The following is a 15154-nucleotide window of genomic DNA, read 5'->3' as shown; positions in this document are numbered from 1 at the left end:
AAACATACCATTCCCGAGATAACGAAGGGTTATCCCTCATACAAACTCGTTACAAATCAATGGCTTGTAAACGTTATCGAGAAGCCACATGAGGTTGACGTAGGACGAATCCTTCAAGTATCCTAGGCGCCATGCGAAAAATTGCCCCTGCCCTCATCATTGCCTCTGCCCTGCTGGCAGCCGGCGTGCACGCGGCCCCGGGCAATTCTGGCGATGATATGGACAAGTTGCTGGCCGACAAGGGCCTGCTCACGAAGATTGACCACGTCCGCCAAAGCGTCAGCAACAAGGCTTCCGAGCTTGTGGTCAACGCCATGGGTTTCCTGGGGGTTCCCTACAAGCGCGGCGGCAACACGGCGGAAACCGGTTTTGACTGCAGCGGTTTTGTGCGGGCCATCTACGAGCAAAGCGTCGGCCTGCTGCTGCCGCGCCGCGCCGAACAGCAGGCAGCGGCCACCCAGCGCATCGAGAAAAACGAGCTGCAGCCCGGCGACCTCGTGTTTTTCAACACCATGCGCCGCGCTTTCAGCCATGTCGGTATTTATGTCGGTGACGGCAAATTCATCCACTCCCCCAAGCCCGGCGCCGAAGTTCGCGTCGAAAGCCTCAGCGTGAGCTATTGGCAGCGCCGCTTTGACGGCGCCCGCCGCGTGCAGACGCCGGGCGGCGCCGGCGCCGAAACCCAGCGCACGGCATCGCAAACATTGACGACGCAGTCCGCGCCGGAGATCCAGGCCGCGCAAACCGCCGCACCGCAACTCGCGGTAGGCCAGCAGGCGCAGCAGGTCATGCAGCTCTTGCAACAGGAACAATACCGGCGCTGAGCCGGTTTTTTTCGCCCTCTCTGCGGGGCTTCTTTTCCCTTATTCCTTCTCGCGCTCGTTCTTCGGCGACATGTCCAGTTCCACGGCCTCGCCGTTGTCGATCGCTTCACCGGCATTGGATGGGGAACTCCGGCCGACGACCGGCTCGCCTTCAAGCGTCAGCATGCCGGCCTGGGCCAATTGAAGCGCGGGCTCATCGGCCGATGAACCTTCAGCCAGGTTGTTGCCGTTCGGAATCACGCGGTTGTTTTCCGAGTTGGAGGACAGTTGCTGGTTGCCCTGGGGCTTGCCGTTCACGGCGACCAGGCCGCTGCCTGTATTGGTGACTTGACCGAAGTTGCCGCTGACCGTGCCTTTTGGCGCGTCAATGGATATCTGGCCGGACGAGCCGGAAATCTGGGCCTCAGTGGCGGCCTGCACCGTCAGCGTAGGCGCAATCACCTTGACAATAACGGTGTCACCCGTCGCCGACGCAGAACGGCTGGCCTCTATGGTCGAGTTCACATCCCCCTCGGCGTTCAGAACCACGTCGGTGCCCGAGATATTGGCAACGATATCCCCGCCGCTGATGACCTGCACGGCGCCCAGGCTGATCGTCGAGCCGGTCACGTTGCCGCCGGCGTTCAGGGTATTGGTAGCGCCGGCATCCTGCCCGCGCAACGTGTGGTCGGCCAGCGCGACGCTGCCCAGCGCGTTGATGCCGTAGCCCTTGACCCAAAGCGTGCTGTCCAGGTTGAAGCCGTTGGAGAGCACCGTGAACTGGCCCAGCGCGTTGGCTTCGCTACCGCCCATCAGCATATGTACATTACCCCGCCTGGCGCCCGAGCCGGCGAACAGGCTCAGCGCGCGCGCCGTGCCGCCGTCATTTTGAATGTCGCCGTTGATCGTGATGTCGGAGCCCAGGGTAACCAGCGTCGTGTCGCCCAGCAGGCGGACCGGTGCGACCGTTTCCCCGTTTTTGGGTACTCCGGCATTGAACAGGAAGCCGCTCACACCGTCTTGCGCCACCGTGCCGGTGGCCGTCACCGTGCCGCCTATGCCGGAACCGCTTGCGCCGGCGTTGAGCGCCAGGCTGCGCAGCGTGCTGCCGCTGAAGTAGAGGTTGTAGGGGTTGTTCACCACGACATCCTCGGCAAAGGGGCCCGCACCCACGCGGATGTTGGCGCCGCTGCCCGCGTTGCCCAGGGCCGTGTTGATGGACAGCGCCTGCGTGCCGCCGCCCAGCAGGTTGCCTATGCCCACATGGAACTCCTGCGTGGCCCGCGCGCCGTTCCATTCCTGCACGTAGCTGGAGGCCGAACTGCCCAGGTTGACGGCGTAGTCGTAGGCGTTTTGCTGCGAGGCCTGCAGCCAGGTGTACTGGTTGTTGCCGCCCGCCGTGCTGGCGTTGCGCACGGCGAAGCCGAAGCCGGCGATGCTGAGCACGCCGAAGTCGCGGCTGGCCGACTCGTCCTGCAGGTAGACAGGGTTGCGCTCGGTGAAGCTGTTGCTGCGATCCACCGTGATGTTGTTCATCTGCTGGTTGTAGGAGCGGTTGGCCTGGTAAAGCGCCAGGCCGCCCCAGTCGTTGTTGCGGGTGGTCGAATTGGTGATGGTCACATTGGCGCTGTCGGTCAGCTGGATGCCCGCGCCCTGCGTGCTGCTGGCGTCGTTGCCCACCAGCGCGCCGTTGGCCGTCACGCTGTCGATGACCGCACCGTCGACGCCGTTGAGGTCCAGTTCGGCCCGGCCGGCGCCGCGGCTGGTGACGTTGCGGATGGTGAAGTTGCGCAGCCGGGCTGACGCGGCGCCGTCCGGCGCCACCTTGATGCCGTAGGCCGATGCCACGTTGGCGCTCGGGCCGTAGAGCGTGAAGTCGCGCAGGGTGGCGTTGTCGGCCGTCACGTTGATGCCGTAGCTGTTGACGCCGCGAGCGTCGATCACGGTGGCGCCCTGCCCCGAGCCTGCCAGGGTCACGCCGCGGTTGATCTTGAGCGTTGTGGGCTGCACATAGGTGCCGCCGGCCAGGTTCACCGTGCCGCCCAGGGCCACGGCATCCACCCCGCGCTGAATGCTGCCGCTGTTTTGCGTGACGTAGACGTTGCCGTCCGTCCAGGTCACCAGGCCGCGGCCGGTGGTGTCCAGCGCATGGGTCACCCGGTCTTCAATCGCGAAACCGTCCGCCGCGCCGACGAAAACGGCGCCGCGGGCGTCGACGGAGGTGCCGTCGACCGTGATGTCATTGTTATTGTGGTTGTTCTTGAACCGGGTGCCGTTGATGGTCACAGTCGGCTGGCCGCCGCTGCCGTTGCTCAGGGTTTCAAAGCGTATGCCGGCGGAGACGGAATCCTCAATGCTGCCGCCGGTGATGGTGACGCTTTGCAGGCTGGCCGGCGAACGCCTGTAATCGCTGCTGTCGCCGGCGATACCACGCGTCTTGATCACCACGGCTGTGCTGTTTGCATTGCCTGAATTTTTGACCACCACGTTGTCGAAGTTGATCGAACCGTAGGCGCCATATTTCAGGTTGACGTCGATCGCCGCGCCGTTCAGGTGCGAGTCGTCCCCGACGTGGCCTGCGTTGGTGATGGTGACGTTCCTCAGCGTGAGGTCGTCGGCCGTTTCAAAGTAGAAGCCCTTGTAGCTTGGGCCGTCCACCGTGACGTTCTCGAAAAGCGCGTTTTTGAAGGAGGCGTTGCCGGTGCCCGCGCCGTAGTTGTTGTAGGTCTGGAAACCGATCACCCCGCCGCTGATGGTGCTGTTGAGCATGCGGAAGTTGTCCGCCTTGGTGTCCCCCGCGCTGCGCACGCTGTACTTGTTGTTGTTGAAGGCGACGCGGTCTATGGTCATGTTGTTGGACGTGTCCTTCAAGTGAATCCCATAGTAGGAATCGTTGATCGACAAGTCCGACACGGTGACGCCGGACGCCTTGATGGCTATCGCGTCACCGCTGGTGGACGAGGCTCCTTTCAAAATGGTCTGCCCCATGCCCGCGCCATCCAGCGTCAGCGCCTTGGTGATGGTGACGTTGCCGGTGTAATTGCCGGCCGCCACGTTCACAATGCCGCCCGTGACCACAGCGTCCACACCGGCCTGCACCGAGTTCAAAGGGGCGAGCGGGCTGCCCTGGTTGGTGGGCAGGGAGTTAAGGTTGGAAACGTTGACATGGGTTCGGTTCGACGATGTATAGCCCTGGTCCTGCACCGACCAGCCGCCGTTGGCCGCGCTCAAGGCCAGCAAGGCCTGCTGCCAGACCAGGGTCGGGCTCGCGGCGATGGGGTTGTTGACGATGTTAGCCCCGGACAGGTAGCCGTTCAGGTGCAGGTTGAGCCCCCATTCGTTGCCCACCGGGCCCTGGCTGTTGCCGGCGATGGTGATGCCGCTGCCGTCGGTGTACTGCACCGAGATGGCGCTCTTGGTGTTCTCGATGCGGTTGCCGGTGACGCTGCCGGTGCTGTTGCGCCCGTGGATCAGGACGCCGTTGCGCACGTCATGGATGTTGTTGTTGCTGATCGTGAAGCCGGTGACGCCGTCGGCCACCGCGATGCCGCGCGTGATGCCGTTTCCCCAGGCGTAGCTGGTGTAAGGCTGGCTGGCGGGCCCGGCGATCTCCATCCCCGTCACCGTCACGTTGTTGGCGGTGATGCCTATGCCGTTGAGCTGGCCCGAGGTGTCGGGCACCACGAGCTTGGCGCCCGACTGGCCTGTCAGCGTCATGTTGGCCTTGTTGAGCGTGACCTGCTCGGCGTAGCTGCCCGCATGCACGTCGACCGAGGCGCCCGCGCCGGGCGTGCCGGTCTTGGCGATGTTCACCGCATCCTGGATGCGCGCGCCGCCGTAGACGTCGATGTGGTTGGAGTTGCCGCTGACGCTGGGCGCCTGCAGCGCCGACTTGAGCACCACCGCATTGCCGTTCACCACGATGGCATTGCTGGCCTGCTGCACGCCTTCGAGGTTGATCACGCCCGACAGCAGGTTGGCCGCATCGCCGACACCGAGGCGCAACGTCGCGCCTTCCAGGGTGGCGCCGGCCGCGTTGGTCACGTTCGTGCCAGTCGCACCGCCCGCAATGGCGAACTCATACAGGCCGCCGTTGAGTGAGACCGTGCCGGCGGTCACGCCCCCCAGGGCAATCGTGCCGCCTGTGGCGATGATGCTGCCCCGGTTGATGACGGACGGCGCGACCAGCCCCACCAGCCCCGCGCCCTGCGCGGTGATGCTGCCCTCGTTGATGACACTGCCCGTGGCGCCGGTGATCTGCGCGACGCCGGTGCTCATGAAGTTGTCGGCGTCAATGTTGCCCGTCGTCGCGATCAGCGAGCCCACGTTGACCACGGCGCCCTGCCCGAACATCACGCCGTTGGGGTTCATCAGCATCACCATGCCGTTGGCCGACAGGCTGCCCAGGATTTGCGAGGCGTTGGCGTCCCCGGTGACGCGGTTGAGGATGGCCGACGCGGCATTCGGCTGGGCGATCTGCACCGACTTGCCGGCGGCTATGTTGAAAGAGCCCCAGTTCAGCACGGCGCGGTCGGTGCTCTGGTTGATGGTCATCTGGTTGCCCGACACCGAGCCCGAGACTGTGCCGCCGGCGAACATGCCGTTCTGCGGCAGGCCTGCCGCGCCGGTGATGTCTACAGTCCAGCCCGGCGGCGCGAACAGCAGCGCGATCGCCGCCGGAAGGGTTTTCAGGACAAAGGAAGGCCTGCGCCGGGAAGGAGGGCGCAGGTTCTGCGGAAGGGACTTGGCTTGCATGGAATCACCTCTTGAAAGCAAAGAACAACATGAACGCGTTCAGGGAACACATGGTCAGAAACGCACAAGCAGCGAGCCCAGCAGGCGCGGGTCTTTCCCGTCCGCCTGGTAGCTCGCGATGGATTTGGTCAGCGGCCAGGCGGCTTCAATGGCAGCCACCACATTTTTTTCAAAGAACAGGCGCAGGCCCAACCCGGCGGACGCCAGGCTCTGGCTGGACGGCGTGCCGGGCGCGACGCTGCCCACCTTCCAGACCTTGCCGATGTCGTAGAAGCCGTACATCTGCCAGGACCTGAGCCCGGGGGCGGTGGCGGCGCCGTTGAAGCGCGGCTCGACGCGAAACGCCAGCGCGCGCTCGCCCACCAGCTCGGCCGGCTCATAGGCCCGCCCAAAGCGCCGCCCGCCCAGGGCGTACTGCTCCGATGACAGCAGCGGCGTGTTGGCCCACTGCCCGCCCGCGCCTACCGTGAAGGAAAAATTCGAACCCAGCGACTGCGATCGCTCGTAGTCAAAGCTCAATTTGTTGAAGACACCATCGGCGCCTGTCCGGCTCTTGAGCAGGTCGGACTCCTGGGTGCCGCCCAGGCCCTGGCTGAAATCAACATCGAGAGAGTTCTGCCCGTCCAGGCGGTCCAGCACGCGCCAGCTCAGGCCCAGGCGCAGCGCGCGTATGCGGTCTTCAATCACGCGGGTGCCGAGGATGTCGGTGTTGACATTGGAATAGTCGTAAGCCGCGCGCGCGATCAGGCTTTCATTGCGGGTCCGCAGCAAGGCGTAGGCGGCGCCCAGCGAGACCGTGTCGGCACTGCCGCGCACCTCAAACGGCTTGAGCACATCGCCGGGCTGCGTGCGGGCCCGGGACACGGCGGCCGACAGCCTGAGGCCTTCCGTGCTGACGATCTGGTTGTAGGAAAGCTGCGCGAATGACATCTCGGAGTTGCCGGTGCCCACGCCGACAAAACGCCATTGGTCGTTCACGCCCAGCAGCTGGTTGCCGACGACGCCCAGCGTCGCCTGCCCCGGCCCCAGGTACCTGGAGCCGTAGTTGTCGATGGAGGCAAAGCCCTCCACCTTGTTCACGTTCGCAATCAGCGTGAGGTCGGCCGCGCCTGGTGCCTGCGAAGGCGCCAGCACGCTGCGCAGTTCGATGCCGGGAAAATCATTGGCGATCAGCAGGTAGCGCTCCAGCACGGGGCCCTGGATGGGCCTGGACGCCTGGATCTTTTCGCCCAGGCGCGCCAGCTGCTCCTGCACATAAGCGCTGACGCCCGGCCCCGCCTGGATGTTCACGCGGTCTATGTAGCCCTCGACGACACGCAGCGTCAGCGTGCCGTCGGCGAGGGACTGCGGCGGCACCACGACGAGCGAAAGGATGTAGCCCGCGTTACGGTACATCGCCGTGAGGGAGGACGCCAGTTCAAGGATGTCGTTGCCGGTGATTTCACGCCCGGTGTAGCTGTCGGCACGCGCCTGCAGCACATTGCCCGGCAACAAGGTGGCGCTTTCGATGTGGACCTGTTTGAGCGTGACACGTATGGACTTGAGCGAATCCGGCAAGGGCTCGACCGGTTCGGTCCGTGGCTGCGAGGGCGTCGGCGCCGGTGTGGGCTCCGGCTGGAAGTCAAAACGTTCGCGAAGCCGGCCCGGGTCTATGGTCCCCGGCGGCGGCGCTTGTTGCGCGAAGGCGGCCGGAACGGCCAACAACAAGCCCAGGGCGTAAGGAAGAATCCGGTGCGTGCCAACGCCATAACGAAGCTTCATTGCTTTATTCCTGCAGAAGTCAATATTCAGGGCTGCCGGAACACCACAAACTGCGTTTATGGCATCCTTTTTCGTGAATTAGTTCACAGTAACCAATTGTGAAACTTGATACAAGGAAGAAAAAGGGATTAATTACCAGGGAATTTCTGCCGTTAATGCGCTGACTTTTTCGGTAATGAATTCTTGTGGCTTATATCGATCGATTTTTTTGGTATCAGAAACGGCTAATTTGCTACCTATGGCTTATTTATGGCCGCTGTTAGCGCTTCTTCGAGCCTCGGAAAATTTTTCAAAAAATTCAGCGGGCTTTGTAAAGTTTTGGTTTTTGCGGCAACCAATGCCGCGCTTCATGCCTGGAATCCGGGGATGCCACCTCATGACATCGCTGCCCCAACAGAGGCAAAATCGGCACCTGTTCCTGTTGCCCAGGGAGGCATGCCATGTCGAACTCACTCATCATTCCCTGCCTGCGCTACCGCGACGCGGCCGCCGCCATCGACTGGCTGTGCACCGCCTTTGGTTTTGAAAAGCAGGCGGCCTATCCCAACCCAGACGGCTCCATCGCGCATGCCCAGCTCACGCTGGACGGCGGCATGGTGATGCTGGGCTCGGTGGGCAAGGTCCCGACCGAATGGGGCAAGCTGATACGGCAGCCTGACGAACTGGGCGGCGTGGAAACGCAAAGCGCCTATGTCTGCGTGCACGATGCCGACACCGTGTACGCGCGCGCCAGGGCGGCGGGCGCCGCCATCGTGATCGACATCAAGGACGAGGACTACGGCGGGCGCGGCTTCACTTGCCGCGACCCGGAAGGCCACTTGTGGAGCATAGGCACCTATAACCCCTGGTGAGCGGCCCGCGCCGGCCTGCACCCCCGGCTCCGCACAATGCGCTATAAGCGGCGAAGGCAAAAAAAAGAAAACCGGAACGCGCATTGAAAGTCCACCTCTATACAGACATCGACACCCTGTTCGGCCGCGCCTCGCGCCTGTGGATGGACGTGTTGGTGCAAGCCGGTCACGAGGTCGAGTTCATCGACCTGGGCACCAGCACCGAGGCGCGTTTGCCCGACGTGGGCCCATGCGATGTCAACCTGCTGGTGGCCGGCATCTATGCCTTGCCGCGATTCGCAAAGCAAGGCTTGCCGCGCCACGGCAAACACGCGCTCTGGATGTTCGACCCGCTGACGCGGGATGCGTCGGCCACGGTGCACCGGCACAAGGCCGGGCTGTTCGATGCCATCGCGCCAGGCCTGCATGCGGTGATGGCCATGGATGCCTCCATGGAACGCTACCTCGCGCAGCATTTTCCGGCGCTCACCACTTTCCGCCTGCCTTACCTGGTGGCGGACAAGCATGTGCGCGCACCACTTGCCGAAGCGCAGAGGACGCGGGACATCATCATGCTGGGCGGCGACACGCCGAGACGGCGCGAGGCCGAGCGCCTTTTCCTCACCGGCAGCGCCCCGCAAAGCGCCGAGTTCATCCGGGGCGGCCTCTGGGGCGCGGCGCGCGACGCCTGCCGCGCCGGCGCGCGCATAGGCCTGAACGTGCATGCCGACAACGAACATCACTACTTCGACCAGTTCCGCACTTTTGAAACCTGGGCGGCCGGCACGGCCGTGGTCTCCGACAACTTCGACGGCTGGGAAGACTTCGGCATGGAGCCCGGCGTCCACCTGGTGATCGCCGAACTCCAGGACCTGCCGCAGGCCTGCGCGGAGCTGCTGGCCGACGTATCGCGGCGCGAGGCCATGGTGCGCGCGTCGCAGCGGCTGCTGCGTGAGCGCTTTTCGCCGGCGGTGTGGCAGGGCCGCATGCTGGCGATGATCGAAGGCATCGCCTGAACATGGCGGAGCTGTCCCGGCAGGAGTTGATCGCGCTGCGCCTGGCCGGCCACCGCCTGGTACCCGTACCTGCCGCTTTCAAACGCGTGGCGCAGGCCGTGCAATGGATGGGCGTGGTGCAGGCGCAGGAATACACCCATGCGCGCTGGGCCGTTGGCTCACGATTCATGGCCGATGCCGCCATTGCCGGCGCGGCGATTGAGCAGGCGCTGGCCAATCGCAAGCTGGTGCGCAGCTGGGTCTTGCGCGGCACGCTGCACCTGGTGGCAGCCGCCGACCTGCGCTGGATGCTGGCGCTGGCCGCGCCGGCCTTGCTGACCCGCACCGCGGCCGCTTACCGGGAGGTCGGTCTTGATGAAGCCGCCTTCCGCAAAATCCTGCCGGCCCTGTGCCAGTGCCTTGAAGGCGGCCGGCAGCTCACGCGCGTAGAACTTTTTGCCGCACTCGCGCAGCACCGCATCAACACTGAAGGCGAACGCGGCGGGCGCATCCTGTACCGCGCGGCCCAAACCGGCTTGATCTGCCTGGGCGATCCACACGGCAAGCAGGCCCGCTATACCTTGCTCGATGAATGGCTGCCGCCGGGTCCTGAGCTGCCTCGCGAAGACGCGCTCCGGCAACTGGCGCGGCGCTACTTCACCAGCCACGGCCCCGCCACGCCAGCGGACTTTGCCTGGTGGTCAGGGCTGGCCGCCGGCGAAGCCAGGGCGGCGCTGGAGATGGCCGCGCCCGGCCTGGCGCATGCACTCTTTGAGGGCGATACCGTGTGGTGGTCCAAACGCATGCCCGCGCCTGCATCCGCCCAGCCGCCCCTGCAACTGCTGGCGGGCTTTGACGAATACGTGCTGGGCTACACGGACCGCAAGGCCGTCGTCGACAGCGCGCACGCCGGCAAGCTCATGACGCCCAACGGTTTGTTCCGCCCGGCGCTGTTGATCGGCGGCCGCGTGGCCGGCACCTGGCAGGCCGAAGTGAAAAAAGGCGTGCTCAACATCAACACCGCACCCTTCGCGCCGCTGCCGCGCGGCAGTGCCGGCGCGCTGCAGCTTGCCGCGCAGCGCTATGCGGCCTTCATCGGCCTGCCGCTCGCGGAAGTTCGCTGAAACAAGACGCGGTTCATCACAAGGGTTTACCCGGCAGAACTTTGACTGCTATCCCGAGTCAGCACATTACTCAGGTATAGAAATTCCAGGTGCGCTTGCCACATCCCGGCGCTACTATCCCTCCAGTCTTCCGCCCCACCCTTCCTTCAAATACCGAGGAGCGCTTTTTATGGCAAAGCTGAACGTCAACGGCACCGTGCGTGAGTTTGAAGTGGAGGACGACACACCGCTGCTGTGGGTCATCCGCGAGCAGCTCGGGCTGACCGGCACCAAATACGGCTGCGGCGTCGCGCAATGCGGCGCCTGCACCGTGCACATCGACGGCGTGCCCACGCGCAGCTGCGTACGGCCTGTCTCCACCGTCAGCCCCACCGAAAAAATCGTCACCATCGAGGGCCTGTCGCCCAACGGTTCGCACCCGCTGCAAAAAGCCTGGGTGGCACTCGACGTGCCGCAATGCGGCTACTGCCAGTGCGGCATGATCATGGCGGCCGCGGCGCTGCTCAAGGACAAGCCCAACCCGACCGACGCCGACATCGACCAGACCATGACCAACATCTGCCGCTGCGGCACCTACAACCGGGTGCGCGCCGCGATCAAGGTCGTGGCCCAGGGCGGCAACACCAAAAGCGCCGCATTGTCCATCGTTCACACCGACGGGAGCACGACATGAGCGCCGCCACCACGTCTCCGCGCGCCCTGCCCCGGCTGTCGCGCCGCCAGTTCATCGGCGCTTCCGCTTCGGCGGGCCTGGTGGTCGCCTTCCACATTCCGCTGGCGGGCACCGCCCTTGCGCAAGAGGCGGCGGCCAATGAGGTCAATGCCTGGGTGGTCGTCAAGCCTGACGACACCATCATCATCCGCATCGCCCGCTCCGAAATGGGCCAGGGCACGCTGACGGGCCTGGCACAACTCGTGGCCGAAGAACTCGATGCCGACTGGGCCAAGGTCACGACCGAATACCCGACACCCGGGCAGAACCTGGCGCGCAAACGCGTGTGGGGCAATTTCGGCACCGGCGGCAGCCAGGGCATACGCCAGTCGCAGGACTACGTGCGCAAGGGCGGCGCCACCGCCCGCATGATGCTGGTGCAAGCCGCGGCCGACGGCTGGAAAGTGCCGGCGGCCGAATGCACGGCGGCCAAGAGCGTCATCACCCACACGCCGTCGGGCCGCAAGACCAGCTACGGCAAGGTCGCACTGGCCGCCGCCAAGGTGGCGCCGCCCGAGACCGTGGCACTGAAAGACCCGAAGGACTGGAAGCTCGCCGGCAAGCGTCTGGCGCGGCTGGACACCATCGACAAGGTCACTGGCAAGCAAATTTACGGCAGCGACCTGGTCTTTCCCGGCATGCTCAACGCGGCCATCAAGGACTGCCCGGTATTCGGCGGCAAGCTCAAAAGCTTTGACGCGGCCGCGATTGAAAAACGCCCCGGCATCAAGAAGGTGGTGCGCGTCGGCGACAGCGCGGTCGCCGTGGTGGCCGACACCTGGTGGCGCGCCAAGAGCGCGCTCGAAATCCTGCCCGTGGTCTGGGACAACGGCCCGAACGAGAAGGTGTCGAGTGAAAGCATCAAGGCCTTCCTGAAAGAGGGTCTCGATGCGCCCGAGGCCATCCTGGGCAACAGCAACGGCGACGCGCGCGCCGTGCTGGCGGGCAGCGCCCGCAAGCTCGAGGCGGTGTACTCCTACCCCTACCAGAACCACGCCACCATGGAGACCATGAACGCCACGGCGAAGTGGACGCCCGAGCGCTGCGAGGTCTGGACGCCGACGCAAAACGGCGAAGCCGCCTTTGCCGCCTGTGTGGCCGCAGCCGGCCTGCCCAGCGCGCAGTGCGACGTCTACAAGATCCACCTGGGCGGCGGCTTCGGCCGGCGCGGCCAGAGCGACTACGTGACGCAGGCGGTGCTGATTGCCAAGGAAATGCCCGGCACCCCCATCAAGCTGATCTGGTCGCGCGAGGAAGACATGCTGCACGGGCGCTACCACCCCATCACCCAGTGCAAGATGCGGGCGGCGCTGGATGAGCAAGGCAATGTGACCGCGCTGCACATGCGCATCTCGGGCCAGTCCATCCTCGCGGGCCTGGCGCCCCAAAGCATCGTCAACGGCAAGGACCCGGTCGTCTTCCAGGGCCTCAACCCGCCGGCGCCCGAGGCGTCCATCGGCTACAGCTTCCCCAACCTGCTGATAGACCACGCGATGCGCAACCCGCACGTGCCGCCGGGCTTCTGGCGCGGCGTGAACCTGAACCAGAACACCATCTACCTCGAGTCCTTCATCGACGAGATCGCGTTTGCGACCAAGCAGGACCCGCTGGCCTTGCGTCGCAAGCTGATGGTCAACCACCCCAAGCACCTGGCCGTCCTCAATGCCGCGGCCGAGCGCGCGGGCTGGGGCAAGCCATTGCCGGCCGGCCGCTTCCTCGGCTTGGCCCAATGCATGGGCTTTGGCAGCTACGTCGCCGGTTGCGCGGAGGTGTCCGTCAATGCCGAGGGCAAACTCACGGTGCACCGCATCGTGGCCGCCACCGATTCCGGCCATGCCGTCAACCCGCAGCAGATCGAGGCCCAGGTGGAAGGCTCTTTCGTCTACGGCCTGTCGGCCGCGCTGTACGGCGAGTGCACCGTCAAGGACGGCCGCATGGAGCAGGAGAACTTCAACACCTATCAGGTGCTGAAGATGGACGAGATGCCCAAGGTGGAAACCATCATCATGCCCTCGGGCGGCTTCTGGGGTGGCGTGGGCGAACCGACGATCGCGGTGGCGGCGCCGGCGGTGCTCAACGCCATTTTTGCAGCGACGGGCAAACGCATACGCGACCTGCCGCTGAAAAACCACGACCTCAAGAAGGCATGAACTGGCAGGGGGCCGTCGCCGCCGGTGTGATGATGATGGCGCCCCTGTCCAGCTTCGCGCAGCAAACAACGCCGCCCCTGCAGCTTGTCGGCGACGCGATCCCGCAAGCGCTGACGGCCACGCCCGGCGACCCGGCGCGCGGCCGGGCCATCGTTGCCAACCGCCAGCAAGGCCTGTGCCTGCTGTGCCACACCGGCCCCATTCCTGAAGAACGCTTCCAGGGCAACCTGGCGCCCGACCTGTCAGGTGCGGGCTCGCGCTGGACGGAAGGCCAGCTGCGCCTGCGCATCGCCGACACGCAGCGACTGAACCCGGCCAGCATCATGCCGGCCTATTACCGCAGCGAGGGCCTGGAGCGCGTGGGCGCGGCCTGGCAAGGCAAGCCCATCCTGGATGCGCAGCAAATTGAAGACGTCGTGGCCTTCCTGCGGACCTTGCGAAACTGAGATAAATCCATGCCTCCGGTCGACAACTCTTCATCTCTGAACCGACGCCACATCCTCGCGGGCGCTGCCGGAGTAGTAGCCAGCGTCGTGCTGCGTCCGGCGCATGCCGCCGCGGGCGACCTGGCCGTGGCCATCGCGGCCTACACCAAGGGCGCGCCGGTTCGCGCAGGCAAGGTCAAGCTCGACGTGGCCGAGCTGGTCGACAACGGCAATGTGGTACCCATCACCGTCACGGTGGACAGCCCCATGACGGCCGCCGACCACGTCAAAAGCATCGCCGTCTTCAATGAAAAAAATCCCCAGCGCGACGTGGCCCGCTTCACCCTGGGCCCGCGCGCCGGCAAGGCCGACGTGACGATGCGCATACGGCTGGCGACTTCGCAGCAGCTAGTCGCCATTGCGCAAATGAGCGATGGCAGCTACTGGTCGCACACGGTCGACGTCATCGTCACCCTCGCCGCCTGCATCGAGGGGGACTATTGATGGCCCGCACCCTGATCAACGCGCCAACCAGCGCCAGACGCGGCGAAGTCATCGAGATACGCGCCACCATAGGCCACCCGATGGAGACCGGCTTCCGCCCGGGTGAAGACGGCAAGATCGTGCCGCGCAACATCATCCAGACCTTCAGCTGCCGCTACAACGGCGAGCTGGTCTTCAGCGCCGAACTCTTCTCCGCCGTCTCGGCCAACCCCTATATCGCCTTCCATACCGTGGCCACCGACAGCGGCACGCTGGTGCTCAACTGGGAAGGCGACAACGGTTTCACGCAGACGGAAAGCATCAATCTGTCCGTCACGGCATGAGGCGCATCCTGCCGGCATTGCTGGTATTTTTGATGGGCGCCGCCGGTGCGCAGACCCCGCCGCAGAAAGACACCCGCCGCTCGGGCTTTGAAGACATGGGCGCGTCCACGCAAGCCATGCAAAAAGACGATGCGCTCAACCCCGCCATGCTGTGGGTCAAGGACGGCGAAGCGCTGTGGAAGCAAGCCGCTGGTGCCAGCAACAAGGCCTGCGCGAGTTGCCATGCCGCCGCGCCGGACAGCATGCGCGGCGCGGCGGCGCGCTACCCGGCGTTTGACGCGACGCTGGGCCGCCCCCTCACTTTGGGCCAGCGCATCAACCAGTGCCGCCAGCAGCACCAGCAGGCCGCGCCGCTGCGCGCCGAAAGCGCCGAACTGCTGAGCCTGGAAAGTTATGTCGCACTGCAGTCGCGCGGCCTGCCGCTGGCGCCGCCCGACGATGCCCGGCTCGAGCCCTTTCGCCAACGCGGGCAGCAGCTTTTCATGCAACGCATGGGCCAATTGAATCTCTCGTGCGCGCAATGCCATGACGGCCTGGCCGGCCGGCGCCTGGCCAGCAGTGTGATCCCCGAAGCACACCCCACCGGCTACCCCGTGTACCGGCTGGAGTGGCAGTCGCTGGGCTCGCTGCAGCGCCGCCTGCGCGGCTGCATGAGCGGCGTGCGCGCCCAGCCCTTTGCGTATGACGCGCAGGAGCTGGTGGAGCTGGAGCTGTACCTCAACACGCGGGCCAAAGGCATGGCGATGGAAGCACCGGCCGTGCGGCCCTGAGG

The 15154-nt window shown here is 65.2% G+C and carries 12 protein-coding genes; 10 read left to right on the top strand and 2 right to left on the bottom strand.

The genetic code is table 11. The annotated features are described in order from the left end of the window. Nucleotides 1–131: 131 nt before the first annotated feature. On the top strand, nt 132–824 hold the full coding sequence (locus ACLV8F_RS04590) for a C40 family peptidase (protein ID WP_411883064.1): 693 nt from the start codon (nt 132–134) through the stop codon (nt 822–824). A 39-nt stretch (nt 825–863) separates the two neighbouring features. Here ACLV8F_RS04590 and ACLV8F_RS04585 read toward each other — a convergent pair whose 3' ends face one another. Both ACLV8F_RS04585 and ACLV8F_RS04580 read right to left on the bottom strand, forming a co-directional pair. Continuing rightward, nucleotides 864–5558, bottom strand: coding sequence for a beta strand repeat-containing protein (locus ACLV8F_RS04585; RefSeq protein WP_411883063.1), 4695 nt, complete (start codon nt 5556–5558; stop codon nt 864–866). A 54-nt stretch (nt 5559–5612) separates the two neighbouring features. Then, a complete protein-coding gene (locus ACLV8F_RS04580; RefSeq protein ID WP_411883062.1) occupies nt 5613–7319 on the bottom strand; it encodes a ShlB/FhaC/HecB family hemolysin secretion/activation protein in 1707 nt (568 codons plus the stop codon). A 440-nt stretch (nt 7320–7759) separates the two neighbouring features. On the opposite strand from ACLV8F_RS04580, the gene ACLV8F_RS04575 reads away from it, so the two are divergent. The 9 genes from ACLV8F_RS04575 (at nt 7760) to soxA (ending at nt 15152) form a co-directional block, all read left to right on the top strand. After that, a complete protein-coding gene (locus ACLV8F_RS04575; RefSeq protein ID WP_411883061.1) occupies nt 7760–8170 on the top strand; it encodes a VOC family protein in 411 nt (136 codons plus the stop codon). Nucleotides 8171–8253: 83 nt separating this feature from the next. After that, nucleotides 8254–9165 carry a glycosyltransferase gene (locus ACLV8F_RS04570; protein WP_411883060.1) on the top strand — a complete coding sequence of 304 codons (912 nt, stop codon included), beginning with the start codon at nt 8254–8256 and terminating at the stop codon, nt 9163–9165. Nucleotides 9166–9167: 2 nt separating this feature from the next. Next, nucleotides 9168–10268, top strand: a complete 1101-nt coding sequence (locus ACLV8F_RS04565; RefSeq protein ID WP_411883059.1) for a winged helix DNA-binding domain-containing protein — start codon at nt 9168–9170, stop codon at nt 10266–10268. A 169-nt stretch (nt 10269–10437) separates the two neighbouring features. Then, entirely contained in the window at nt 10438–10941 is a 504-nt protein-coding gene (locus ACLV8F_RS04560) for a (2Fe-2S)-binding protein (RefSeq protein ID WP_411883058.1), read from the top strand. Next, on the top strand, nt 10938–13130 hold the full coding sequence (locus ACLV8F_RS04555; protein ID WP_411883057.1) for a molybdopterin cofactor-binding domain-containing protein: 2193 nt from the start codon (nt 10938–10940) through the stop codon (nt 13128–13130). Before ACLV8F_RS04560 ends, ACLV8F_RS04555 begins: the two co-directional genes overlap by 4 nt. Continuing rightward, a complete protein-coding gene (gene soxX, locus ACLV8F_RS04550; RefSeq protein ID WP_411883056.1) occupies nt 13127–13576 on the top strand; it encodes a sulfur oxidation c-type cytochrome SoxX in 450 nt (149 codons plus the stop codon). The genes ACLV8F_RS04555 and soxX overlap by 4 nt, the downstream gene beginning before the upstream one ends. Nucleotides 13577–13585: 9 nt before the next feature. Beyond that, a complete protein-coding gene (locus ACLV8F_RS04545) occupies nt 13586–14059 on the top strand; it encodes a SoxY-related AACIE arm protein (protein WP_411883055.1) in 474 nt (157 codons plus the stop codon). Beyond that, nucleotides 14059–14382 carry a thiosulfate oxidation carrier complex protein SoxZ gene (gene soxZ / locus ACLV8F_RS04540; RefSeq protein ID WP_411883054.1) on the top strand — a complete coding sequence of 108 codons (324 nt, stop codon included), beginning with the start codon at nt 14059–14061 and terminating at the stop codon, nt 14380–14382. Before ACLV8F_RS04545 ends, soxZ begins: the two co-directional genes overlap by 1 nt. Next, nucleotides 14379–15152: a sulfur oxidation c-type cytochrome SoxA gene (gene soxA, locus ACLV8F_RS04535; RefSeq protein WP_411883053.1), complete on the top strand. Its 774-nt coding sequence runs from the start codon at nt 14379–14381 to the stop codon at nt 15150–15152. Before soxZ ends, soxA begins: the two co-directional genes overlap by 4 nt. Nucleotides 15153–15154 lie beyond the last annotated feature (2 nt).

Source organism: Polaromonas sp. YR568 (assembly GCF_943369675.1).
GTDB lineage: Bacteria > Pseudomonadota > Gammaproteobacteria > Burkholderiales > Burkholderiaceae_C > Polaromonas.
The sequence above is the reverse complement of the archived record's forward strand: the minus strand, read 5'-3'. Positions and strand labels throughout refer to the sequence as shown.

Excerpts from the sequence above, each read along its gene's own strand:
- soxX (WP_411883056.1), top strand. The coding sequence starts at position 13,127 with ATGAACTGGCAGGGGGCCGTCGCCGCCGGTGTGATGATGATGGCGCCC.
- ACLV8F_RS04580 (WP_411883062.1), bottom strand. The coding sequence starts at position 7,319 with ATGAAGCTTCGTTATGGCGTTGGCACGCACCGGATTCTTCCTTACGCC.
- ACLV8F_RS04565 (WP_411883059.1), top strand. The coding sequence starts at position 9,168 with ATGGCGGAGCTGTCCCGGCAGGAGTTGATCGCGCTGCGCCTGGCCGGC.
- ACLV8F_RS04575 (WP_411883061.1), top strand. The coding sequence starts at position 7,760 with ATGTCGAACTCACTCATCATTCCCTGCCTGCGCTACCGCGACGCGGCC.
- soxA (WP_411883053.1), top strand. The coding sequence starts at position 14,379 with ATGAGGCGCATCCTGCCGGCATTGCTGGTATTTTTGATGGGCGCCGCC.
- ACLV8F_RS04555 (WP_411883057.1), top strand. The coding sequence starts at position 10,938 with ATGAGCGCCGCCACCACGTCTCCGCGCGCCCTGCCCCGGCTGTCGCGC.
- ACLV8F_RS04560 (WP_411883058.1), top strand. The coding sequence starts at position 10,438 with ATGGCAAAGCTGAACGTCAACGGCACCGTGCGTGAGTTTGAAGTGGAG.
- ACLV8F_RS04590 (WP_411883064.1), top strand. The coding sequence starts at position 132 with ATGCGAAAAATTGCCCCTGCCCTCATCATTGCCTCTGCCCTGCTGGCA.
- soxZ (WP_411883054.1), top strand. The coding sequence starts at position 14,059 with ATGGCCCGCACCCTGATCAACGCGCCAACCAGCGCCAGACGCGGCGAA.
- ACLV8F_RS04585 (WP_411883063.1), bottom strand. The coding sequence starts at position 5,558 with ATGCAAGCCAAGTCCCTTCCGCAGAACCTGCGCCCTCCTTCCCGGCGC.
- ACLV8F_RS04545 (WP_411883055.1), top strand. The coding sequence starts at position 13,586 with ATGCCTCCGGTCGACAACTCTTCATCTCTGAACCGACGCCACATCCTC.